15 protein-coding genes are annotated in these 20,591 nt (G+C 67.3%); 12 read left to right on the plus strand and 3 right to left on the minus strand.

Annotation, left to right across the window (positions count from 1 at the left end):
• The first annotated feature begins 6 nt into the window (after positions 1-6).
• The 12 genes from AUL31_RS17295 (at position 7) to ada (ending at position 13,550) form a co-directional block, all read left to right on the plus strand.
• A complete protein-coding gene (locus AUL31_RS17295; RefSeq protein ID WP_060609382.1) occupies positions 7-1,986 on the plus strand; it encodes an acetyl/propionyl/methylcrotonyl-CoA carboxylase subunit alpha in 1,980 nt (659 codons plus the stop codon).
• On the plus strand, positions 1,983-2,837 hold the full coding sequence (locus tag AUL31_RS17300; RefSeq protein ID WP_060609384.1) for a hydroxymethylglutaryl-CoA lyase: 855 nt from the start codon (positions 1,983-1,985) through the stop codon (positions 2,835-2,837). The genes AUL31_RS17295 and AUL31_RS17300 overlap by 4 nt, the downstream gene beginning before the upstream one ends.
• Positions 2,838-2,841: 4 nt before the next feature.
• The gene (locus tag AUL31_RS17305) at positions 2,842-3,603 is read left to right on the plus strand and encodes a crotonase/enoyl-CoA hydratase family protein (protein ID WP_060609387.1); all 762 of its coding nucleotides are present in this window, start codon (positions 2,842-2,844) and stop codon (positions 3,601-3,603) included.
• 84 nt (positions 3,604-3,687) lie between these two features.
• Positions 3,688-4,353 (plus strand): TetR/AcrR family transcriptional regulator, encoded by a 666-nt coding sequence (locus tag AUL31_RS17310; protein ID WP_244489449.1) that lies wholly within the window; start codon positions 3,688-3,690, stop codon positions 4,351-4,353.
• A gap of 71 nt (positions 4,354-4,424) precedes the next feature.
• Complete coding sequence (locus tag AUL31_RS17315) at positions 4,425-5,219, plus strand: ABC transporter ATP-binding protein (protein WP_060609389.1); 795 nt, start codon at positions 4,425-4,427, stop codon at positions 5,217-5,219.
• On the plus strand, positions 5,209-7,131 hold the full coding sequence (locus AUL31_RS17320) for an AMP-dependent synthetase/ligase (protein ID WP_060609392.1): 1,923 nt from the start codon (positions 5,209-5,211) through the stop codon (positions 7,129-7,131). The genes AUL31_RS17315 and AUL31_RS17320 overlap by 11 nt, the downstream gene beginning before the upstream one ends.
• Complete coding sequence (locus AUL31_RS17325) at positions 7,131-8,009, plus strand: branched-chain amino acid ABC transporter permease (protein WP_060609395.1); 879 nt, start codon at positions 7,131-7,133, stop codon at positions 8,007-8,009. The genes AUL31_RS17320 and AUL31_RS17325 overlap by 1 nt, the downstream gene beginning before the upstream one ends.
• 4 nt (positions 8,010-8,013) lie before the next feature.
• On the plus strand, positions 8,014-9,087 hold the full coding sequence (locus AUL31_RS17330; RefSeq protein ID WP_060609399.1) for a branched-chain amino acid ABC transporter permease: 1,074 nt from the start codon (positions 8,014-8,016) through the stop codon (positions 9,085-9,087).
• Between the two features lie 41 nt (positions 9,088-9,128).
• Positions 9,129-10,364 carry an ABC transporter substrate-binding protein gene (locus tag AUL31_RS17335; RefSeq protein WP_200801691.1) on the plus strand — a complete coding sequence of 412 codons (1,236 nt, stop codon included), beginning with the start codon at positions 9,129-9,131 and terminating at the stop codon, positions 10,362-10,364.
• Positions 10,365-10,367: 3 nt separating this feature from the next.
• Positions 10,368-11,159: an ABC transporter ATP-binding protein gene (locus AUL31_RS17340; protein ID WP_060609403.1), complete on the plus strand. Its 792-nt coding sequence runs from the start codon at positions 10,368-10,370 to the stop codon at positions 11,157-11,159.
• Between the two features lie 10 nt (positions 11,160-11,169).
• A complete protein-coding gene (locus tag AUL31_RS17345; protein WP_060609405.1) occupies positions 11,170-12,396 on the plus strand; it encodes a phenylacetate--CoA ligase family protein in 1,227 nt (408 codons plus the stop codon).
• A 95-nt stretch (positions 12,397-12,491) separates the two neighbouring features.
• Positions 12,492-13,550 carry a bifunctional DNA-binding transcriptional regulator/O6-methylguanine-DNA methyltransferase Ada gene (gene ada / locus AUL31_RS17350; protein WP_060609517.1) on the plus strand — a complete coding sequence of 353 codons (1,059 nt, stop codon included), beginning with the start codon at positions 12,492-12,494 and terminating at the stop codon, positions 13,548-13,550.
• A 17-nt stretch (positions 13,551-13,567) separates the two neighbouring features.
• Here the strand turns inward: ada and AUL31_RS17355 are convergent, their stop codons facing one another.
• The 3 genes from AUL31_RS17355 to AUL31_RS17365 form a co-directional block, all read right to left on the minus strand.
• Positions 13,568-16,702, minus strand: a complete 3,135-nt coding sequence (locus AUL31_RS17355) for an efflux RND transporter permease subunit (protein WP_060609409.1) — start codon at positions 16,700-16,702, stop codon at positions 13,568-13,570.
• A gap of 6 nt (positions 16,703-16,708) precedes the next feature.
• Positions 16,709-17,827: an efflux RND transporter periplasmic adaptor subunit gene (locus AUL31_RS17360; protein ID WP_060609412.1), complete on the minus strand. Its 1,119-nt coding sequence runs from the start codon at positions 17,825-17,827 to the stop codon at positions 16,709-16,711.
• Positions 17,828-17,934: 107 nt separating this feature from the next.
• A complete protein-coding gene (locus AUL31_RS17365; RefSeq protein WP_060609416.1) occupies positions 17,935-20,577 on the minus strand; it encodes a bifunctional acetate--CoA ligase family protein/GNAT family N-acetyltransferase in 2,643 nt (880 codons plus the stop codon).
• Positions 20,578-20,591 lie beyond the last annotated feature (14 nt).

Below are 20,591 nucleotides of genomic sequence, written 5' to 3' on the forward strand. Positions count from 1 at the left end.
AGCATCATGTTCGATACGATCCTGATCGCCAATCGCGGCGAAATCGCCGTGCGCGTCATCCGCACCGCACGGCGCATGGGGCTTGCCACGGTGGCGGTCCATTCCGATGCCGATGCCGGTGCGCCGCATGTCCGGCTGGCCGACAAGGCGGTGCGCATCGGGCCCGCGGCGGCGGCGGAAAGCTATCTGCGCGCCGACGCCATCATCGAGGCCGCATTGGCCACCGGGGCTGGCGCGATCCACCCCGGCTACGGCTTCCTGTCGGAGAACCCCGATTTCGTCGAGGCGGTCGAGGCTGCCGGCATCACCTTCATCGGGCCCGACGCACCAGCCATCCGCGCCATGGGCCTGAAGGACGCCGCCAAGCGGCTGATGGAACAGGCCGGCGTGCCGGTCGTGCCGGGCTATCACGGGTTGGAGCAGGATGCGGATCTTCTGTCCGCGGAGGCGGCGCGCATCGGCTTTCCGGTACTCGTCAAGGCGCGCGCCGGCGGCGGCGGCAAGGGCATGCGGCGCGTCGACCGCGCCGACGACTTCGCCGCCGCACTCGAAGGGGCTCGGCGGGAGGCGCAATCCGCCTTCGGCGACCCGGCCTGCCTGATCGAGAAATATGTCCAGCGGCCAAGGCATATCGAAATCCAGGTCTTCGGCGATACGCATGGCAACGCGGTCCATCTGTTCGAGCGCGACTGCTCGTTGCAGCGGCGCCACCAGAAGGTGATCGAGGAAGCGCCGGCGCCCGGCATGACGGACGACATGCGCGAAGCCATGGGCGCCGCCGCCGTGCGCGCCGCGCGCGCCATCGCCTATCGCGGCGCGGGCACCGTGGAGTTCATCGTCGACGGGTCCGACGGGCTGCGCCCCGACCGGTTCTGGTTCATGGAAATGAACACCCGCCTGCAGGTGGAGCATCCCGTCACCGAGGCCATCACCGGGCTCGATCTGGTGGAATGGCAGATCCGCATCGCCGCTGGCGAGGCGCTGCCCCTGGCGCAGGAGGATATCTCCATGCGCGGGCATGCAATGGAGGCAAGGATCTACGCCGAAAACCCCGCAAAGGGCTTTCTGCCGGCCATCGGAACGCTCGATTGCCTGGAGTTTCCGGAGGGCGTGCGCATCGACAGCGGCGTTCGGCAGGGCGATGTGGTGACACCGAATTACGACCCGATGATCGCCAAGCTGACGGCGCATGGAGAAAGCCGCGCGGCTGCACTGGGCAGGCTGCGCACGGCCTTGCGGCAGACGCGCATCTGCGGGCTCGCCAACAATGTCGCCTTCCTTGAAAAACTCGTCGCCGAGCCGGACTTCAAGTCCGGTGCCATGGACACCGGCCTGATAGAGCGGGTCCTGCCGTCGCTGCTGCCGCCGGCAGAGGCGCCGCCCCTCGCCTATGCCCTGGCTGCCATGGTGCTCCAGGACCGCTTTGCCGCGCCGGCCGACGTCGCCGGCCCGTGGGGCACGCTCGACGGATTCCGCATTTTCGGAACGGCGGTCATGCCCATCCGGGTGGAGATCGACGGCCGCATCGTGGAATTGCGGTCCGAGGGCGGCGACGGACATTACCGGATACTGCAGGAGGGCGCCTCCCACACGGTCGACATCGTCGAGCACGGTCCGGAGCCGCTTGTCCGGATCGACGGGATCGCCCGCCGCTTCGGCTGGCGACGAAACGGGTGGACGGCAACGCTGTTCATCGACGGAGAAAACTTTGTGGCGACGCGCCCGCAACCCGGCCTGTCCGAAGGCCCGGCTGACGGTGCGGGCGTTATCCTTTCACCCATGCCGGGCACTGTCCGCGTCGTATCCGCCGTGCCGGGGCAGGCCGTGCAACGGGGCGCGGCGCTGATCGTGGTGGAGGCGATGAAGATGGAGCACACATTGACCGCCCCACGCGACGGCATCGTCGAGGCCGTCTTCGTAAACGTCGGCGACAGAGCCGATGACGGCATGGTGCTTCTGCGCCTTCAGGAGGACGATGCCGCATGACCCATGTGACGATCGTGGAGATGAGCCCGCGCGACGGGCTGCAGAACGAGAAACGCACCGTGCCCACCGCCGACAAGATCCGGCTGGTGGACATGGCGTCGGCCTGCGGCTTCGAACGGATAGAGGCTGCAAGCTTCGTTTCGCCCCGCTGGGTGCCGCAAATGGCCGATGCGGCCGAGGTCCTGGCCGGCATCGACCGACGCCCCGGCACGCGCTATGCAGCGCTGACCCCCAACGCAAAGGGCTTGGAAGCGGCGATCGAGGCCCGGGCCGACGAAGTGGCCATCTTCGGGTCGGCTTCGGAAGCTTTCTCCAAAGCCAACATCAACTGCACCATCGCCGAAAGCCTCGAACGGTTCGGGCCCGTGGTCGAACGCGCGCGGCAGGTTGGCTTGCCGGTCCGCGGCTACATATCCTGCGTGGTCGCCTGCCCCTATTCCGGGCCGGTGGAGCCGGCCTCGGTGGCCGATCTGGCGGCCAGGCTTCTGGCGCTCGGCTGCTACGAGGTCAGCCTTGGCGATACGATCGGCGCAGGCACGCCCGATACGGTGGGCGCCATGCTCGATGCGGTGCTGCCGCTGGTTCCGGCCCACCTTCTGGCGGGCCACTACCACGACACCAACGGGCGCGCGCTCGACAATATCGAGGCCAGCCTTGCCCGTGGGCTGCGGGTCTTCGACGCCTCTCTCGGCGGGCTCGGAGGCTGCCCCTACGCACCAGGGGCGAAGGGCAATGTCGATACGATCGCAGTCTGCGACCGGCTCGACCGGCTGGGATATCGCGCCGGGCTGGACCCCGCGCGGCTGACTGAGGCCGCCGCTTTCGCCCGTTCGCTTAGACCGGAGGCCTGACCCCATGGATCATCTGACGCTTGCCGTGGATAGCGCGGGCATCGCGACGCTGACGCTGCACCGTCCTGACAAGCATAACGCCCTGAATGCGGCGATGATCGCCGAGCTTGCCCAGGCGACGCGGCGGATCGCCGATGACGACGGCATAAGGGCGGTGGTGCTGACGGGCTCCGGACGCAGCTTCTGCGCCGGCGCGGACCTGAACTGGATGCGCGTGCAGTTCGATGCGACGCGGTCGGAGCGGATCGACCAGGCCCGCGCGCTGGCATCCATGCTGGATGGGCTCAACCGCCTGCCCAAACCACTGATCGGGCGGATCAACGGGCCGGCCTATGGCGGCGGGCTCGGATTGATGGCCGTCTGCGACGTGGCAATCGCAGCGACGAACGCGAAATTCGCCTTCACCGAAACCCGGCTCGGCATCATCCCCGCGACGATCGGCCCTTTCGTGATGGCCCGCATGGGCGAAGCCGCCGCGCGGCGGGTCTTCTTTTCGGCGCGCCCGTTCGGCCCCGCCGAGGCTGTTGCGCTTGGCCTCGTCGCCGCCGCCGTGGACGCCGAAGCGCTGGACGACGCGGTCATGGCGGAGTTGGCCCCCTATGCCGCAACCGAGCCTTCCGCCGTGGCGCGCGCCAAGGCGCTGACACGCTCGCTGGGGTTGCAGATCGATGCCGATACGCTGGAGCGCACGGCGCAGGCGCTTGCCGACGCCTGGGAAAGCCCCGAGGCGCGCAGACGCATCGGCGCCTTTCTGGCCAGGGGATAGCGGCGGCGCAGGCAATCCATAACCACGGGTTGACATCACGGCTAAAACGAATGATCGTTCGTATCGTCATTCGGAGACGTCATCGTGGTCAGCAGCCTGCGCAAGCGCACCATCGGACAGGGAGAGCATACGGCCGACGCCATACGGCGCGCCGGCCTCGCCCTGATCTATGAGAAGGGCTATGCGGCCGTCTCCATGCGCGATCTGGCGCAGCAGGTCGGCATCGGCCTCTCGTCCATCTACAATCATATCTCCACCAAGCAGGCCCTTCTGGTCGAACTCCTGCTCGGCCACATGAAGGACCTGATCGACGGTCTGCAGCCGGTGCTGGAGGCGCATCGCGCCGAAAGCGGCCGCGACCGCCTTCTGGCCTTTGCCGACTTCCACCTGCGCTATCATCTGACGCGGCGGGTGGAAGTGTTCGTCATCAACTCGGAATTGCGCAGCCTGGAGCCCGCGCATCGCGGGACCGTCATTGCGCTGCGCCGCCGCTACGAAGCGCATCTGGTGGAGATACTGCAGGCGGGCGAAGCCGACGGGACGTTGCGCGTGGAGGATGCGCGCGTCACCGCCTATGCGCTCATCGCCATGCTGACAGGCGTCTGCAACTGGTATCGCCCGGATGGGCGGCTGACGCAGGACGCCATCGTGCACATGCATCTGAACCTGCTGCTTGACGGGCTGGAATGCCGATCCACCGCCGCGGGCATCGCCGACGACAGCGCGGAGGCGCGTCTGCGGGCAGGCTAGACGTATCGGGAAACGGATGGCCGAAGGCGCGCGAAGACGATGCCACGGCCGGGCGAAACGGGAGGGATGGATTGAGCAACGGCAATGGCCCAGTCGCCGCACTGGACTGCGAGGGTGTCAGCCGCTGGTTCGGCGGCCTGCATGCCCTGCGCGAGGTGACCCTGTCTATCGCACCCGGCGAGATCTTCGGTCTCGTCGGGCCGAACGGGTCCGGCAAGACCACTCTCGTCAACGCCGTCACCGGCTTCTACCCGCCCCAGAAGGGCGCCATCCGCCTGTCCGGCCGGGAGATCACCGGAATGCGTCCGCACCGGATCGCGCGGGCCGGCATCGCCCGCACCTTCCAGAACGTGGCGCTGTTCCGGGGCATGAGCGTCGTCGACAATATTCTGATGGGCCGGCACATCTTCATGCGGCCGAGCGCCCTTTCGGCGCTGTTCTATCCGTTCGCGGCGCAGCCGGCCGAGATCGCCAACCGCCGCAAGGTGGAAGATATCATCGACCTGTTGCAACTCGAGAGCGTGCGCGACGAGCATGTGGATACGATTCCGCTCGGTTTGCAGAAGCGGGTTGAGCTTGCGCGCGCGCTGGCGGCGGAGCCGCGTTTCCTTGTGCTGGACGAGCCGATGGCCGGCATGAACCAGGAAGAAAAGGAATACATGGTCCGCTTCATCCTCGATGCGCGGGACGAGCTGGGGCTGACCGTCCTTCTGATCGAGCATCATCTGGACGTCGTCACCGCCATCTGCGACCGCGTCGCGGTGCTGAACAACGGCACCAAGATCGCCGAGGGTCCGTCGCGGGAAGCGATGAGCGACCCGGCCGTGGTGGCCGCCTATATCGGGGGCTTACGCGATGCCGCTTGAGACCGACGAGTCCGATCACCTCATCGCCCTTCTCGCCCGGAATGCCGAACGCCATGGAGGCGACATCGCGCTGATGGAGCGCGACAGGGGCATATGGCAGGAATGGACGTGGAGCGCCTATTGCGACCATGTGCTGTCGCTGGCCGCAGGCTTCGAGGCGGCGGGCGTCAAGGCAGGCGACATCGTGCTGGTCATCGGTGACAATCGCCGTGCCCTGTATGCGGCCATGCTGGCGCTGATCGCCCTGCGCGCCATCCCCTCACCCGCCTATTCCGACGTGAATGCCGACGAGCTGTCCGGCCAGGTGGCGCGCGAGGGCATCACGATCGCCGTCGCGGAAGACCAGGAGCAGGTCGACAAGCTGATGCAGGTGCGACAGGCCAACCCTGCCATGACGCTGATCGCCTACGACGATCCGCGCGGCTTGAAGGGTAACGAACCGGCCGGTGTCGTTGCGCTGGCGACACTGGTGGAGCAAGGGGCGCGCCGGCTCGGCGAAGAGCCCGGCCTGCGCGCCGCCCTGGTGGCCCGCCCGCAGGCGGGCGATATCGCGGTCCTGCTTCACTCGTCCGGCACGACGGGCGTGCCGAAGGGCGTGCCGCTTCGCCATTCCCATGTTCTCAGCGGCGTGCGCAACGCGGCCAATGCCGGCTATTTCGGCGAGGGCGAAGTGCACATGGCCTATCTGCCGATGGCCTGGGTGGGCGATTTCATCTTCTCCATCGGGGCGGCGCTGGCGCTGCGCTTCAAGGTCGCCATACCCGAAAAGCAGGAGACCGCCCTGCACGACCTGCGCGAGATTGCGCCGACGATCTACTTTTCGTCGCCGCGCGCCTGGTCGGCGATGCTGACGCGCATCCAGGTCGGCATGCAGGAATCCACGAAGCTGAAGCGCGCTCTGTTCGATCATTTCACCGGCTTCGCCGTCGCCACCGAGCGCAAGCGGCTCGACGGCAGGCAGCCCGGCATCGGAGCCCGCCTGCACTGGTGGCTGGGGCGCATCCTTGTATTCGCCCCGCTGCTGGACCAGCTCGGACTGTCGCGCGTCAAGCGCCCCTACACGGCCGGCGAGGCCATCGGCGAGGACGTGTTCCTGTTCTTCCGCGCGCTGGGCCTCAACCTGCGCCAGTTCTATGGCCAGACCGAGAATTGCGCGCTTGCCGTCGCCCAGTCGCCGGGCGACCTCAAGCTGCACACGGTCGGCCGCCCCTTTCCCGGCGTGGAGATCCGCATTGCCGATGACGGCGAAATCCTGATGCGCGGCAAAAACGTGTTCGACGGCTACCACCAGAACGAGACGGCCAGCGCCGAGGCCATCCGCGACGGCTGGCTGCATACCGGCGACGCGGGGCATGTGGAGCCCGACGGCCAGCTCGTCGTCCTGGGGCGCGTATCGGAAGTCGTCCATACCGCCGACGGAGAGCGGTACATCCCGACCTATATCGAGAACCGGATGAAGTTCTCGCAGTATATAAAGGATGCCTGCATCATCGGCGAGGGGCGGCCCTATCTGTCGGCGATGGTCAGCATCGATTTCGACGCCGCCGGCCATTACGCGCAGGAACACGGCATCGCCTACACTTCCTATGCCGACCTGTCGCAAAAGCCGGAAATCGCGAGGCTGGTGCGCGGCGTCATCGCCGCGGTCAACAAGCGCCTTCCGGAAAACCTCGCCATCCGCCGCTTCGTGAACCTGCACAAGGAATTCGACCCCGACGATGGCGAGGTGACGCGCACGCGCAAGCTGCGGCGCAACGTCATCGACGCGCATTATGCCCCCATCATCGCCGCGCTCTACGAAGACGGCGACGAAATCCTCTACGAGGCGCGCGTGACCTATGAAACGGGCGCGGAAGGCACGCTCAGCCGTCGGCTCGCGCTGGTTGGCGTGGACAAGCGGGAGAGCGCCTGATGGAGTATTTCATCGAACTGCTGGTCAACGGCGCGCTGACGGGTCTGATGTACAGCCTCGTCGCGCTCGGCATCGTGCTCATCTACAAATCGGCTGGCGTGCCCAACCTTGCGCAGGGCGCCATCGTCATGACGGCCGCCTATGCCGTCTGGCTGCTGGTCGGGGCGGGCCTGCCTCTGTTTGCCGCGATCGCCCTGGCGGCCGTCATCATGTTCGCGCTCGGCCTTGCCGTGGAACGCCTGCTTCTGCGGCGCATGGTGGGCCAGCCGATCATCATGGTCGTCATGCTGACGCTGGGGCTCGAAATCTTCCTGCGCGGCTTCGGGCCCGGCCTTCTCGGCGCCGGCCCGAAATCGCTGGATATCGGGATCGGCCTTGCACCCGTCATCATCGGCGACGTGTTCATCAACCGCGCCTATCTCATCGGCGGCGTGGTGGCGCTGGTCATGGTGGCGGCCTCGCTGCTGTTCTTCCGCACCCGCCTCGGCACCAAGCTGCGCGCCGTCTCGGACGACCATGTCTCGTCCTGGGCGGTGGGCATCTCCGTGGAAAGGGCCATCGGCATCTCGTGGGGGCTTGCCGGCGTGTCGGCCGTGGCCGCCGGCGTGCTGTGGGGCTCGGTCCAGAGCATTGACTGGACCCTTTCGGCATTGCTGTTTCCGGCGGTCGCCGTGGTTATCCTGGGCGGAGTGGACTCCATCTGGGGTGTCCTCGTGGGCGGGCTCGTGGTCGGCATCCTCGGCTCGGTCATACCGGGCTATCTCGACAGCATGGTCGGCGGCGGCACGCGCGATGTCGTCACATCGCTCGTCATCCTCCTCACCATCATGATCCGGCCTTACGGCATCTTCGGCCGCGAGAACATCGAGAGGATCTGAGTTCATGTTCTACCGTCTCGCGGGCGTCCACCACACAAGCTACAAATCGGCCATGCGGCTTTGGCCGGTTCCGGCGGATCGCTGGCAGGTGCTGCTTATCCTGGCCGTGGCGCTGGCGGCGCCCTTCTTCCTGTCCAGCCTTCACCTCGGCTCCTATGTGCTGCCCTGGCTGATCTGGAGCGCGGCCAGCCTTTCGCTAACGCTTCTGATGGGGTTTGCCGGGCAGCTCCATTTCGGCTTCGCCGCCGTCATGGCCATCGGCGCCTATACCTCCATCCACCTGACGCGGGCGGGCCTGCCCTTCGAGCTGGCGTTGATCGGTGCGGGCCTCGTCTCGGCGGTCATCGGCTGCATCTTCGGCGCCGCCGCGCTGCGGGTGAAGGGGCTGTACCTCGTCATGGCGACACTGGCCATGCAGTATCTGGTGGACTGGGTGATCATCAACGTGCCGGTGATTTCGGGCGGCGCGCAGGCGACGCTGCAGACACCATCGGTCAGCTTGTTTTTTATCCCCCTGGACGGGCCGTTCTCGCGCTACTACGCCGCGCTCGCCTGGACCGTGGTGGTAACGCTGTTTCTGCTCAACGTGCAGCGCAGCGCCTTCGGGCGCGCCCTCGTCGCCATCCGCGAAAAGGACTTCGCGGCCGCCGTCATCGGCGTCGACCCGTTCCGCACCAAGCTCGGCGCTTTCTTTACCTCGTCCTTCCTGGGCGGCGTTTCCGGCGCCATCCTGGCCTTCTGCTACTACCGGGCCGTCACGCCCGAGCAGTTCAGCTTCAACATCTCCATCCAGCTCGTGGCGATGGTGCTGGTGGGCGGTCTCGGCAGCGTCATCGGGGCGTTCTTCGGCGCCGGCTTCGTGCTGCTGCTGCCCATCATCCTCACCAACATCGCGGCAGAGCTGTCGGCAGCCGGCTGGCTGCAGGTATCGGCCAACCTGCTCGCCCACCTGCCCCTGATGGTCTACGGCGCGCTCATCGTCGGCTTCCTCGTCTTCGAGCCGCTGGGCCTTGCCAAGATCTACGACAACATCCGCAACACCTTGCTCGTCTGGCCATTCCGCCACGCGAAAAACTAGCCGACCGGCAAAAAAGCCGGCATCTGGGAGGAACCGCAATCATGTCCATGAGGAAGCTTCTGTCGGCAGGGCTTGCCGCCATCGCGCTCCTGGCCGGCCCCGCCGCCGCACAGGAGCCGGTCAAATTCGGCCTGCTCCAGGATTTCACGGCGGTCTATACGTTCGTGACCGGAGAGTACAACCAGGGCCAGCGCGACTACCTGACCCTCGTCAACGAGGAGGGCGGCATCGACGGCACCACCTTCGAGGCCATCGTCCGCGATACGGGCAACCAGCCGCAGCGCGGCATCGAAGCCTACAACCGGGCGCGCGACGAAGGGGCGATCCTGTTCGACTTCCTGTCGACGCCGGTTTCCCGGGCCATCGTCCCATCCGCGTTGCAGGACAAGGTGGTGATGATCACGCCGGTGCACGGGCGCGGCGATGCCTCTGACGGCGAGACCTTCCCCTACGTCTTCCCGGTCATGGCCACCTACTGGTCGCAGGCCGCGATCCTGGCGAAATGGATCGAGGACAATGGCGGCCTCGATGGCAAGAAGATCGCCCTCGTGCACATCGACTCGCCCTTCGGCCGCGAGCCGATACCCGTGCTCCAGGACCTTGCTGCGGACAAGAATTTCGAGCTTCGCACCTTCGCCTATGCAAGCCCCGGCAACGAGCAGACGTCCACCTGGACGGAGGTGCGCCGCTACCGGCCCGACTACGCCATCATCTGGGGCGCCGGCGGCGGACAGGCCGTGTCGGTACGCGAGGCGGTTCGCAACGGCATCCCGCCCGAAAACATCATGTCTGTCGTCTGGCTTGCCGAAACGGATGCCAACACCGTCGGAGCGGACACGATGGTGGGCGTCAAGCGCTTCGAGGCGGTCGCACCCGGCATGGATACGCCGATCCTGCAGCGCATCAAGGAAAAGGTCGTCGATACCGGCAAGGGTGCGGGCGATGCGTCCAAGGTCGGCTCGTCCTATTACAACCTTGGCGTGGCCACCATGGCGGTGGCGGTCGAGGCGGCGCGCCTGGCCCTGGCCGAAGGCGATGGGCCGCTGACGGGCGAGCGGCTGAAAGACGGGTTCCAGAAAATCTCCGGCTTCGATGCCGAAGGCCTGATGCCCCCGATCACCATCACCGCAAAGGACCATCAGGGCGGCGGCATGGGCCGCGTGTCCCAGTGGAACGGAACCGCCTTCGAGCCCGTGGGCGAATGGGGCAATGCCTATCCGGACATCGTCCAGAAGGAGATCGACGAAGGGGCGGCGGGCTTCCGCGAAGGGCGCTGAACGATGGCGCTGCTGACGCTCTCCAACGTCGAAGTGGTCTACGACAAGGTTTTCCTGGCCATAAAGGGCGTATCGATGAGCATCGAGGAGGGCGGCATGATCGCCCTTCTCGGCGCCAACGGCGCCGGCAAATCCACCACGTTGAAAGCGATTTCCGGCCTGCTTGGGCCGGAACGCGGTGCCGTGACGCGCGGCGAAATCCGCTTCGCCGACCGCAACCTGCTGGCGCTAGGCCCGCCGGCGCGGGTCGAGGCGGGGCTGGTGCACGTTCTGGAAGGGCGGCGCATCTTCGGGCACCTGACACCCGATGAGAACCTCGTTGCGGCCTATCCGCTGACGGGGTCCCGCGCGCGGCTCGACGAGCTGCGGGAACGTGTCTACGCCTATTTCCCGCGCCTGAAGGAGCGCGCCCGCTCGAAGGCGGGCTATCTTTCGGGCGGCGAGCAGCAGATGCTGGCCATCGGCCGTGCGCTGATGACCAGCCCGAAGCTTCTGATGCTCGACGAGCCGAGCCTTGGCCTGTCGCCGCTTCTGGTATCGGAAATTTTCGCCATGATCCGCGAGATCAACCGCGAGGAAGGGTTGTCGGTGCTTCTGGTGGAGCAGAATGCCGCCGCCGCGCTGGAAATCGTCGACCACGCCTACCTGATCGAAAACGGCCATGTGGTGATGGACGGCAGCGCCGATGCGCTGCGCTCCAACCCGGATGTGCAGGAATTCTACCTCGGCGGGCATGGCAAGGTGGATTATCATAACGTCAAGCATTACCGGCGCCGCAAGCGCTGGCTGGCATGAGGGTGGGCTGATGTGGCGTTTCGACCCCGATCTGGAACGGCGCCGGCCGGAAATCCGGCAGGCGGAGCAGTTCCTGCATCTGCGCGCGCTGCTGTCGCGCGCCATGGCAGAGGCGCCGGGCTGGCAGCAACGGCTGGCCGGCATCGATCTGGACGGCATCGCCGCGCCGCCCGACCTTGCGCGCCTGCCCTTGCTGCGCAAGTCCGACCTGCCGGCGCTGCAACAGGCCGATCCGCCATTCGGCGGGCTCACCCTGTCGATGCCCGGACGTCTGGCCCGGCTGTATCTGTCGCCGGGCCCGATTGCCGATCCCGAAGGTTCCGGGCCCGATTGGTGGGGCGCGGCACGGGCCTTCCATGCGCTGGGGCTGACGCCCGGAGACATCGTCCACAACGCGTTCTCGTACCATCTGACACCCGCCGGCACACTGTTCGAAAGCGGCGCCCATGCCCTGGGCTGCGCCGTCATACCGGCAGGCACCGGCGGCACCGAAGGTCAGCTGGACGCCATGATGCGCTTTCGCCCGACGGCCTATTGCGGCACGCCGGACTTTTTGAAAATCCTGATCGACAAGGCCGCGGAAACGGCAAGGGACATCGGCTTCCTGACGCGGGCCCTGGTGTCCGGCGCGGCTTTGCCGCCATCGCTGCGCGCCACGCTGGAAGGCCATGGGCTGACGGTGCGCCAGGCATTCGGCACGGCGGACCTTGGCATCGTGGCGTATGAGACGGGTGCGCCCGAACACGGCATGGTCGTCGGCGAGGAGGTGATCGTCGAGATCGTCGCGCCCGGCACCGGAGAGCCGTTGCCGGACGGAGAGGTGGGCGAGCTGGTGGTTACGCGGCTGAATGCCGACTATCCGTTGTTTCGCTTCGCCACCGGCGACCTGTCCGCCTTCATGACGGAGCCGGTGCCGGACGGCCGGACCAACCGGCGCATCCGTGGCTGGATGGGGCGTGCCGACCAGGCGACCAAGGTGCGCGGCATGTTCGTGCGGCCGGAGCAGATCGCCGAGATCGGCCGGCGACACCCCGGCCTGAAGCGGCTGCGCCTGGTGGTGACCCGGACCGACGAGCGGGACGACATGCGGCTGCTTGCCGAAAGCGCGGATGCCGGCATCGACGCCGCCTTGCGCGAAACGCTGGCCGATGTGACGAAGCTTAAAGGTGCCGTCACCATCGTTGCGCCCGGCACGCTGCCGCAGGACGGCAAGGTGATCTCCGACGAACGTGGATAAGACCGCAAGAACCGGGATGCGGGATGGAGGCCGGCCCGGCATTCTCATGGCAGTCGAACGTTGAAGGGGCTATCCTGCCCCGCAAGGAGACCGCCATGTTGTCACGCGACGACGATCCATTCTGGCAGGCCGTGACGATGCGGGACGCAGGTTTCGACGGGCGCTTCGTCTATGCCGTCCGCACGACCGGCGTCTATTGCCGCCCGTCCTGCGCCTCGCGCCCGAAGCGGCGCGAGAATGTATCCTTCCACCCGGACGCGGTGGCCGCCGAGGCGGCCGGTTTCCGGGCCTGCCTTCGCTGCCGCCCCGATGAAGCCCGGCCGGACGCCGCCCTGGACGAGATGGTCGCCGCGGCCTGCCAGCATATCGAGGCCGCGGAGACCGAGCCGACCCTGGCGCAATTGTCCACGGCGGCCGGCTACAGCCCCTACCATTTCCAACGCCTGTTCAAGGAGCGTATCGGGCTGACGCCGAAGCAATACGCCAAGGCGCGCCGCAAGCTGCGGCTGCGCGACGGGCTTGCCGGCGCCGCATCGGTGACGGATGCCATCTACGCGGCCGGCTATGGCGCCAGCTCACGCGCCTATGATGACGGCGATGCGCTGGGCATGACGCCGCAAAGCTTCCGTCAGGGCGCCAAGGGCGAGCGCATCGTCCATGCCATGGTAGCCTCCGGCCTGGGCCCGCTGCTGGTGGCGGCGACGGCGCGCGGCATCTGCATGATCGAGTTCGGAGAAGAGCCCCTGATGCTCCAGCGGCTTGCCGCGCGCTTTCCTGGCGCCGAACTGGCCCCCGCAGACGCGGCCTTCGCCGATCTCGTCACGCGTGTCGTTGCCCTTGTGGACGCGCCGGGCACGACAAATGAGGCCCTGCCCCTGGATATCAGGGGCACGGCCTTCCAGGAACGGGTCTGGCAGGCCCTGATGCGGATTCCGGCGGGCGAGACGGTCAGCTATTCCGGGCTCGCAGAGCGGATCGGCCGCCCCGGAGCGGCACGGGCCGTCGCGCGCGCCTGTGCCGGCAACGGCATCGCGGTGGCGATACCCTGCCACCGTGTGGTCCGTGGCAATGGCGACATCTCCGGCTATCGCTGGGGGGTCGAGCGCAAGCGCGCTCTCCTTGACGCGGAAAGTCTCGCCTTGAAGCAACGATAGCGCACCCTGCTGCGCTATCACCCTGCGGCGTGCCGCTCGTCCGGCGCCTTCGGCAGACGTTTCGAGACACGGCGCGCCAGGCCATCCAGGAAAGTCAGGATGACCGGCACGAAGATGAGCGTCAGCACCGTGGACGAGATCAGCCCGCCGATCACCGCATGGGCCATCGGCGCACGCTGCTCTCCGCCTTCGCCGAGGCCCAGCGCCAGCGGCAACATGCCGAAGATCATCGCCAGCGTCGTCATGACGATGGGGCGCAGACGAACCGCGCCCGCTTCCGCAAGGCTGTCGCGCAGCGACAAGCCGCGTGCCCGCCCCTGGTTGGAGTAATCCACCAGCAGGATCGCGTTCTTGGTCACAAGGCCCATCAGCATGATGAAGCCGATGATCGAGAAGATGTTGAGCGTCGAGCCCGTGACCAGCAGTCCGACCAGCACGCCGATAAGCGACAGCGGCAGCGTCATCATGATGGCGAGCGGCTGGATGAAGGAGCCGAACTGGGAAGCCAGGATCAGGTAGATGAAGATCACCGCCAGCGACAGCGCCTCCACCGCATAGCCCATGCTTTCGGCCATGTCCTCCGCCTCGCCGCCGAAGACGATGCGATATCCGGCCGGCACGTCCACGGACGCGATCTCGCGCGTCAGATCGGCGGTGACGTCGCCCAGCGCCCTGCCCTGCACGTTGGACGAGATGCGGATCTCCCGCGAGAGGTCCTTGCGAGTGACCGATTCCGGCGCGACGCTTTCGATGACATCGGCGACCTGCGACAGGAGAACGGTCGTCGGCCGGCCATCGTCGCCGGTGCGCCCGGTTGTCAGCGACAGGTTGCGCAACTGGTCGGCAACCGCCCGGCCTTCGCGCGGCAGGCGCACCACGACGTCGTAGCTTTCGCCGTCCGGCGCGTTCCAGACCGATATGGCGTCGCCCGCGATCAGCGGCCGCAGCGTATCACCCACGGCGTCGATGGAGACGCCAAGATCGCTGGCCGCCTCGCGCCGCACCCGGATGGCATAGGTTGGCCTTTCGTTGTCGATGGAGGATTCCACCTCCACCGCGCCCGGTATCGCCTCCAGCCGCGTCTTGATCTCGTCGGAAATGCGCCGGAGCTCTTCCGGCCCGTCGCCCAGAACGGAAACCTGAAGCGGTTTGGAAGCGGCGCCGCCGCCCCCGTCGCCCATCGAACTCTGGTTCACCGAAACCTCCAGGCCCGCAACGGAGGACAGGCGGGCGCGGATGGGTTCCGCTATGGCGCTGGTGGAGATGGATCGCTCGCGCGCCGGCACCAGTTGCACCGCCACGTTGGCGGCGTTGACGCCGCGCGCACCGCCCGCGTTGATGGTGGAATAGAAGCTCTGCACCTCGGGGAACTCGCGCAGCGCGGCCTCCACCTGCCGCACCTTGACGCCCATATAGTCCAGCGAAGCACCCTGCGGGCCCTCCACATAGACCGAGAATTCACCATTGTCGCTCGGCGGCAGGAACTCGCCGCCGATCCGCGGCACCAGCATGAGGCTGCCGACGAAGATGGCGAATGCGGTAAACACCGTCAGATAGCGGTGGCGGAAACTCCAGTGGATGACCGACTTGTAGCGCACCGCCAGTCTTTCGAAGGCACGGTCGAAACGCGCCACCAGGCGGCCCAGCAGGCCGCGCTTCGCATTGGGCGCCGTCGCCGGATCGTACCAGACGCTCGACAGCATCGGATCGAGCGTGAAGGCGACGAACAGCGAGATGAGGACCGCAACCGAGACGGTGACGCCGAACTGCAGGAAGAAGCGGCCGATGATGCCGCCCATGAAGGCGACGGGAAGGAACACGGCGACGATGCACAGCGTCGTCGCTATGACGGCAAGGCCGATCTCGTTGGTGCCGTCCAGCGCCGCCTGCTTGTGGCTCTTGCCCATGTTCAGGTGCCGGGTGATATTTTCCCGCACCACGATGGCGTCGTCGATCAGGATGCCGATGGACAGCGAAAGGGCCATCAACGTCATCGTATTGAGCGTGAAACCCAGGAAATACATGACGGCGAACGTGCCGATGACGGAGATCGGCAGCGTCAGGCCGGTGATGACGGTGGATCGCCAGGAATTCAGGAACAGGAAGACGATCAGCACCGTCAGCACGCCGCCCTCGATGAGGGTGCGCTGCACCTCCGCCGCCTGCAGCGCGATGGGCCGCGAATTGTCGCGGCTGACCGTCAGCGTCAGGCCCTCGGGCGAAAGCTCACGCGCCAGGACGTCGACTTCGGCGCGAAGGGCCTTGGCCACGGCCACCGTGTTGGCCCCCTGCACCTTCACCACATCCACACCCAGCGCCCGGACGCCGTTGTAGCTGGCGGCGCTGGTCAGCTCTGCGCCACCGTCCACCACCTCGGCCACATCGGACAGATAGATCGGGTAGCCATTGTCCTGCGCAACGATGATCTGCGGAAAATCGCCGACATCGGCAAGCCGGCCCTCTACCGTCACGATGCGCTGCCCGATCCCCGAGATCAGCGTGCCGGCGGCCCGGTCCTGGTTTTCGCGGCGTATCGCCGTCATGACGGTCGATACGGAGATGCCGTAGGCCTCCAGCCGCTCGGGGTCCATCAGAACGAGAACCTGGCGCGGGCTGCCGCCGACGATGGTCACCTGCCCGACGCCGGGCAGCACGCTGAGGCGGTTGACGATCACCTTGTCGGCCAGCGTCGTCATTTCCGGCAGGCTGCGGCTGTCCGAGAAGACCGCGACCGACAGGATCGGCTGGTCGTCGGGGTTGAAGCGCGTTACCTGCGGGGTATCGACCTCGTCCGGGAAGACGGCGTCCAGCCGTGCCACCCGGTCGCGCACCTCCTGCGCCGCCGCGCGCGAGTCGACATCGAGGTCGAACTGGATGACGACGACGGAGCGCCCCTCGTAGCTGTCGGAGGTGATCGTATCGATACCGCCGATCGTGTTGACTTCGGTCTCGATGCGGCGGGTGACCTCGCTTTCCACCGTTTCGGGCGAGGCGCCCTCATAGGCGGTCACCACCACCACGACCGGCAGGTCGACCTCCGGGAAGAGGTCGACCCCGAGCCGGTTGAACGAGAACAGGCCGACCACCAGGATGGCCAGCATCATCATGGTTGCGAAGACGGGATGGCCGACGCTGACGCGGGTCAGGAACATGCGGTGTCAGGCCCCGATTTCGATGGCGGTGTCGGCCTTCAGCGCCGGCAACGGCGCGACCACCACCGTATCGCCGGGCGTCAGGCCCTCCGTGAAGGCCAGAAGACCCTGCCGGGGCGGCACGGGATCCACCGTCACGGCCTGCCGCACCAGCCTGCCATCGACGGCCTTCAGCACGAACTCGCCGGCTTCGTCGCGCCGCAGCGCGGTATCCGGCAGGGCGATGACATTGCTGCGGCTGCCCGTGTCGAGGGTGCCCGTGGCGAACATGCCGCCCCGCAGAAGCCCATCCTCGTTCGGTAGTTCCAGATAGACGCGCACCGTGCGCGAGCCTTCCGCGGCGGTCGGCGCGATGCGCACGACGCGCGCATCGAAGGTGCGGGCGGGAAGGCCGTTGATGGACAGGCGGGCGATCTGCCCGGGACGCACTTCGGCGACACTGCCCGCCGGCACGCCGGCTTCCACTTCGATGATATCGAGGTCGACCATGGAAAGAAGCTCGGTATTGATGGCCACGGTCTGCCCCGGCTCGATCCGGCGCTCGGAAATGACGCCGGCAAAGGGCGCGCGCACCGTGCCGTCCGACAGGTTGCGCTCCGCATCCGCCACTTCCGCGTCGAGCCCGCGTAGCTGGGCCTCCAGATTGGCCACGTTGGCCTCTGCCTCCAGACGCGCCGCCTCCGACGAAATGCCGCTCAGCCCAAGCCGGGCGCTGCGCGCCAGAACCGCCTGCGCCTGCCGAAGCTGCGCCTGCATCGCATCGCGCGAGGCACGGCGCGCCGCCAGCGTGCTCTCCAATGGAACGAAGTCGAATTGCAGCAACACGTCGTCCTGCTCCACCGACTGCCCGATCTTCACCGCGACATCCTCGATCGTGCCGGACACCTGCGCCGCGATGATGGTGCGGCGGGCCGGACGGAGCGTGCCGGTGATCCGCAGATCGGCAGCGATGGTCTGGCTTTCCACCCGCGCCACCTCGACCGGCGAAAGCTCCAATGGACGCTCGGCCGCCTCCGTGGCCGTCCCGCCCGCGGCGGGTTCCTGCCCGTCGATGACGACATAGGCAGCGCCCGCCACGAGGGCGCAGACGACGAGGCTGATAAGGAACTTGCGCGAACGGGCCATTGGAACGGTGCCGGATAAGGGATTCGGAATGCGCGGGACAATGTCCTGCGATGATGGTCGATTGAGGGCCGACGCCCATAGGCGGATTCAATTGCCGCCGCAACCGACTATGGCCGATCGAGCTCCAGTTCGACATGCCGAATCGTCATATCTTCGCCCGGAGCCTGGCGGACGAACCCCAATTCCTGCGCCAGCGCCAGCATGGAGGTGTTTTCGGCCAGCACCTCGGCGAAGACGCGGCGCATGCCCCGCGCCCGGGCATAGGACAGGATCTTCTGCATCAGCGCATAGCCGAGGCCTTTGCCCTTCTGGTCGGAGCGCACCATGATACCGAACTCTCCCTCGATGCCCTCCGCGTCGGTCACGATGCGGGCCGCGCCGAGGATATCGCCGTCGGGGTCGCCGGCCGCGCGGGCCACGAAGGCCATCTCGCGGCTGTAGTCGATCTGCGTCAGGCGCGCTGCAAAGGCATGCCCGATATTTCGGATCGGGGCGAAGAAGCGCAGCCTGATATCCTCGGGCGCGCTGCGCGACAGCATGTCGATGAGCGCGTTTTCGTCTTCCGGGCGGATCGGCGCAAGCCAGAACGCGCGTCCACCGCGCAATGTCACCGTTTCCTCCAGCTCCTGCGGATAGGGCAGGATGGCGAAGCGCGCCGACCCCGCGCCCGAGGCGGCGCGCACCGCGACGCGCGCATCCAGCGCCACGATGCCGTTGCCGTCCGCCAGAAGGGGGTTGATATCCAGCTCCACCAGCTCCGGGTGGTCCACCAGCATCTGCGACAGCTTCACCAGTGTCGCTGCAAGCTGCCCCACCTCGCCGCCCATCAGCCGTGCGATGCGCGTGCGGCCGATCATCTCGCGCGCCAGGAGCATGTTGAGCGGCGGCAGGCCGATGGCCCGGTCGCGGATCACCTCCGCCGCCGTACCACCCTGCCCGATCACCAGCACAGGCCCGAAGACGGCATCGAGGCCGAAGCCGACGATCACCTCGTGCGCGCCATGACGGCGGATCATCTTCTGTACGGAGAACCCATCGATCCGCGCGTCGGGGCGAAACTCGGCAACGCGCTTCAGCATATGCAGGGCCGCATCGCGCACCGCCTCGGCGCTGTCCAGCTCCAGCCGCACGCCCCCCACATCGGATTTGTGCACGATATCGTCCGACAGGATCTTGAGCACCACCGGAAAGCCGATCCGGGCGGCGATCGCCGCCGCCATCTCCGGGTCGGGCGCGGTGCCGGTTGCCGCCGTGGGTATGCCGTAGGCCGACAGGAAGGCGAAGGCTTCCGGCGCGCTGAGGACGGGCCGTCCGGCGCCGAGCGCGCCTGCGATCACCGCAGCGGCCGCTTCCCTGTCCACCCGCTCGGCCACCAGAGCGGGCGGCGTTTCCATCAGCATGTCCTGGTTGTGCCGATAATTGACGAGCTGCATGAAGGCGCGCACCGCCTCGTCCGGCGTATCGTAGGTCGGCACGCCCCGTTCCGCGAAGAGCCGGCGCGAATCGCGTGCGGCGCGCTCGCCCAGCCAGCATGTGACCACGGGCCGGTTGCGGGTTGCATCCAGCGTCCGGATCGTGGCGCGGGCGGCCTCCACCCCGTCGGCGATGGCGGTGGGGCAGTTCATCACAAGGACGGCATCCTGCCCGTCATCGTCGAGCAGGGCGGACAGCGCGTCGGCATAGCGCGCGTCGTCGGCTTCGCGCAGCATGTCGACGGGATCGCCCTGCCGCCAGTTTTTCGGCAGCACGCCCGACAGGCGCGCCCGTGTGGCATCGGACAGCTCCGCCAGCCGCCCGCCATGGCGCTCCACCGCGTCGGCGGCCAGGATGGCCGCGCCGCCGCCATTGGTCAGGATGGCCAGCCGGTCGCCGCGCGGGCGTATGCCGGATGCCAGGGTGCCCACCGCCTCGAACAGCTCGCGAAGCGTCGCCACCTGCAGCATGCCGGCCCGCCGACAGGCCGCGGCAAAGACGTCCTCCGCGTCGGCGAGATCTTCCATATGCGTCGCGGCGGCAACCCCGCCACGCGCGCGTCCGGCCTTGATGACGACGATGGGCTTGGTGCGCGCCGCCAGCCGCGCCGCCGACATGAACTTGCGGGCCTCGGTTACGGTTTCCACGAAAAGCAGGATCGACTTCGTGCGGCCGTCGACCGCCAGATAGTCGAGCAGATCGCCCAGGTCCACGTCGCACATGTCGCCCACCGACACGACATGCGAGAAGCCGATGCCGCGCACATCCGCCCAGTCCAGCACCGCCGTCGCGATGGCGCCCGACTGGCTTACGAAGGCGATATCGCCGTTGCGGGGCTTGAGATGGGCGAAGCTGGCGTTGATGCCGGCGCGCGGCGAAATGAAGCCGATGCAATTGGGCCCCACGATGCGCAGGGTGTGCGGCCGCGCCGCTTCCAGCAGATCGGCGCGCAAGGCTTCGTCCTCGAAGCCGGACGAGATCACCACGGCGGCCCGGCATCCGGCTTCGCCAAGCTGGCCGATCAGCTCCGGCACGCCCGGCGCCGGCGTTGCGATGACGGCAAGGTCGGGCGCGGCGGGCAGCGACCGCACGTCGGGATAGGCCACCGTCGAGCGAATCGCCGCCTCGTGCGGATTGACCGGCATGACCGGCCCCTGGAATCCCGCGCCGAACAGGTTGCGCGCCAGCACCTCGCCAACGGAGCGAAACCGGTTGCTGGCGCCGATCAGGGCAATGGCGCGCGGCTGAAACAGCGCATCGAGATTGCGTGTCGACATGGTCGCTCCGTCGG

This window comes from Aureimonas altamirensis, assembly GCF_001463885.1.
GTDB classification, from domain to species: Bacteria; Pseudomonadota; Alphaproteobacteria; order Rhizobiales; family Rhizobiaceae; genus Aureimonas; species Aureimonas altamirensis.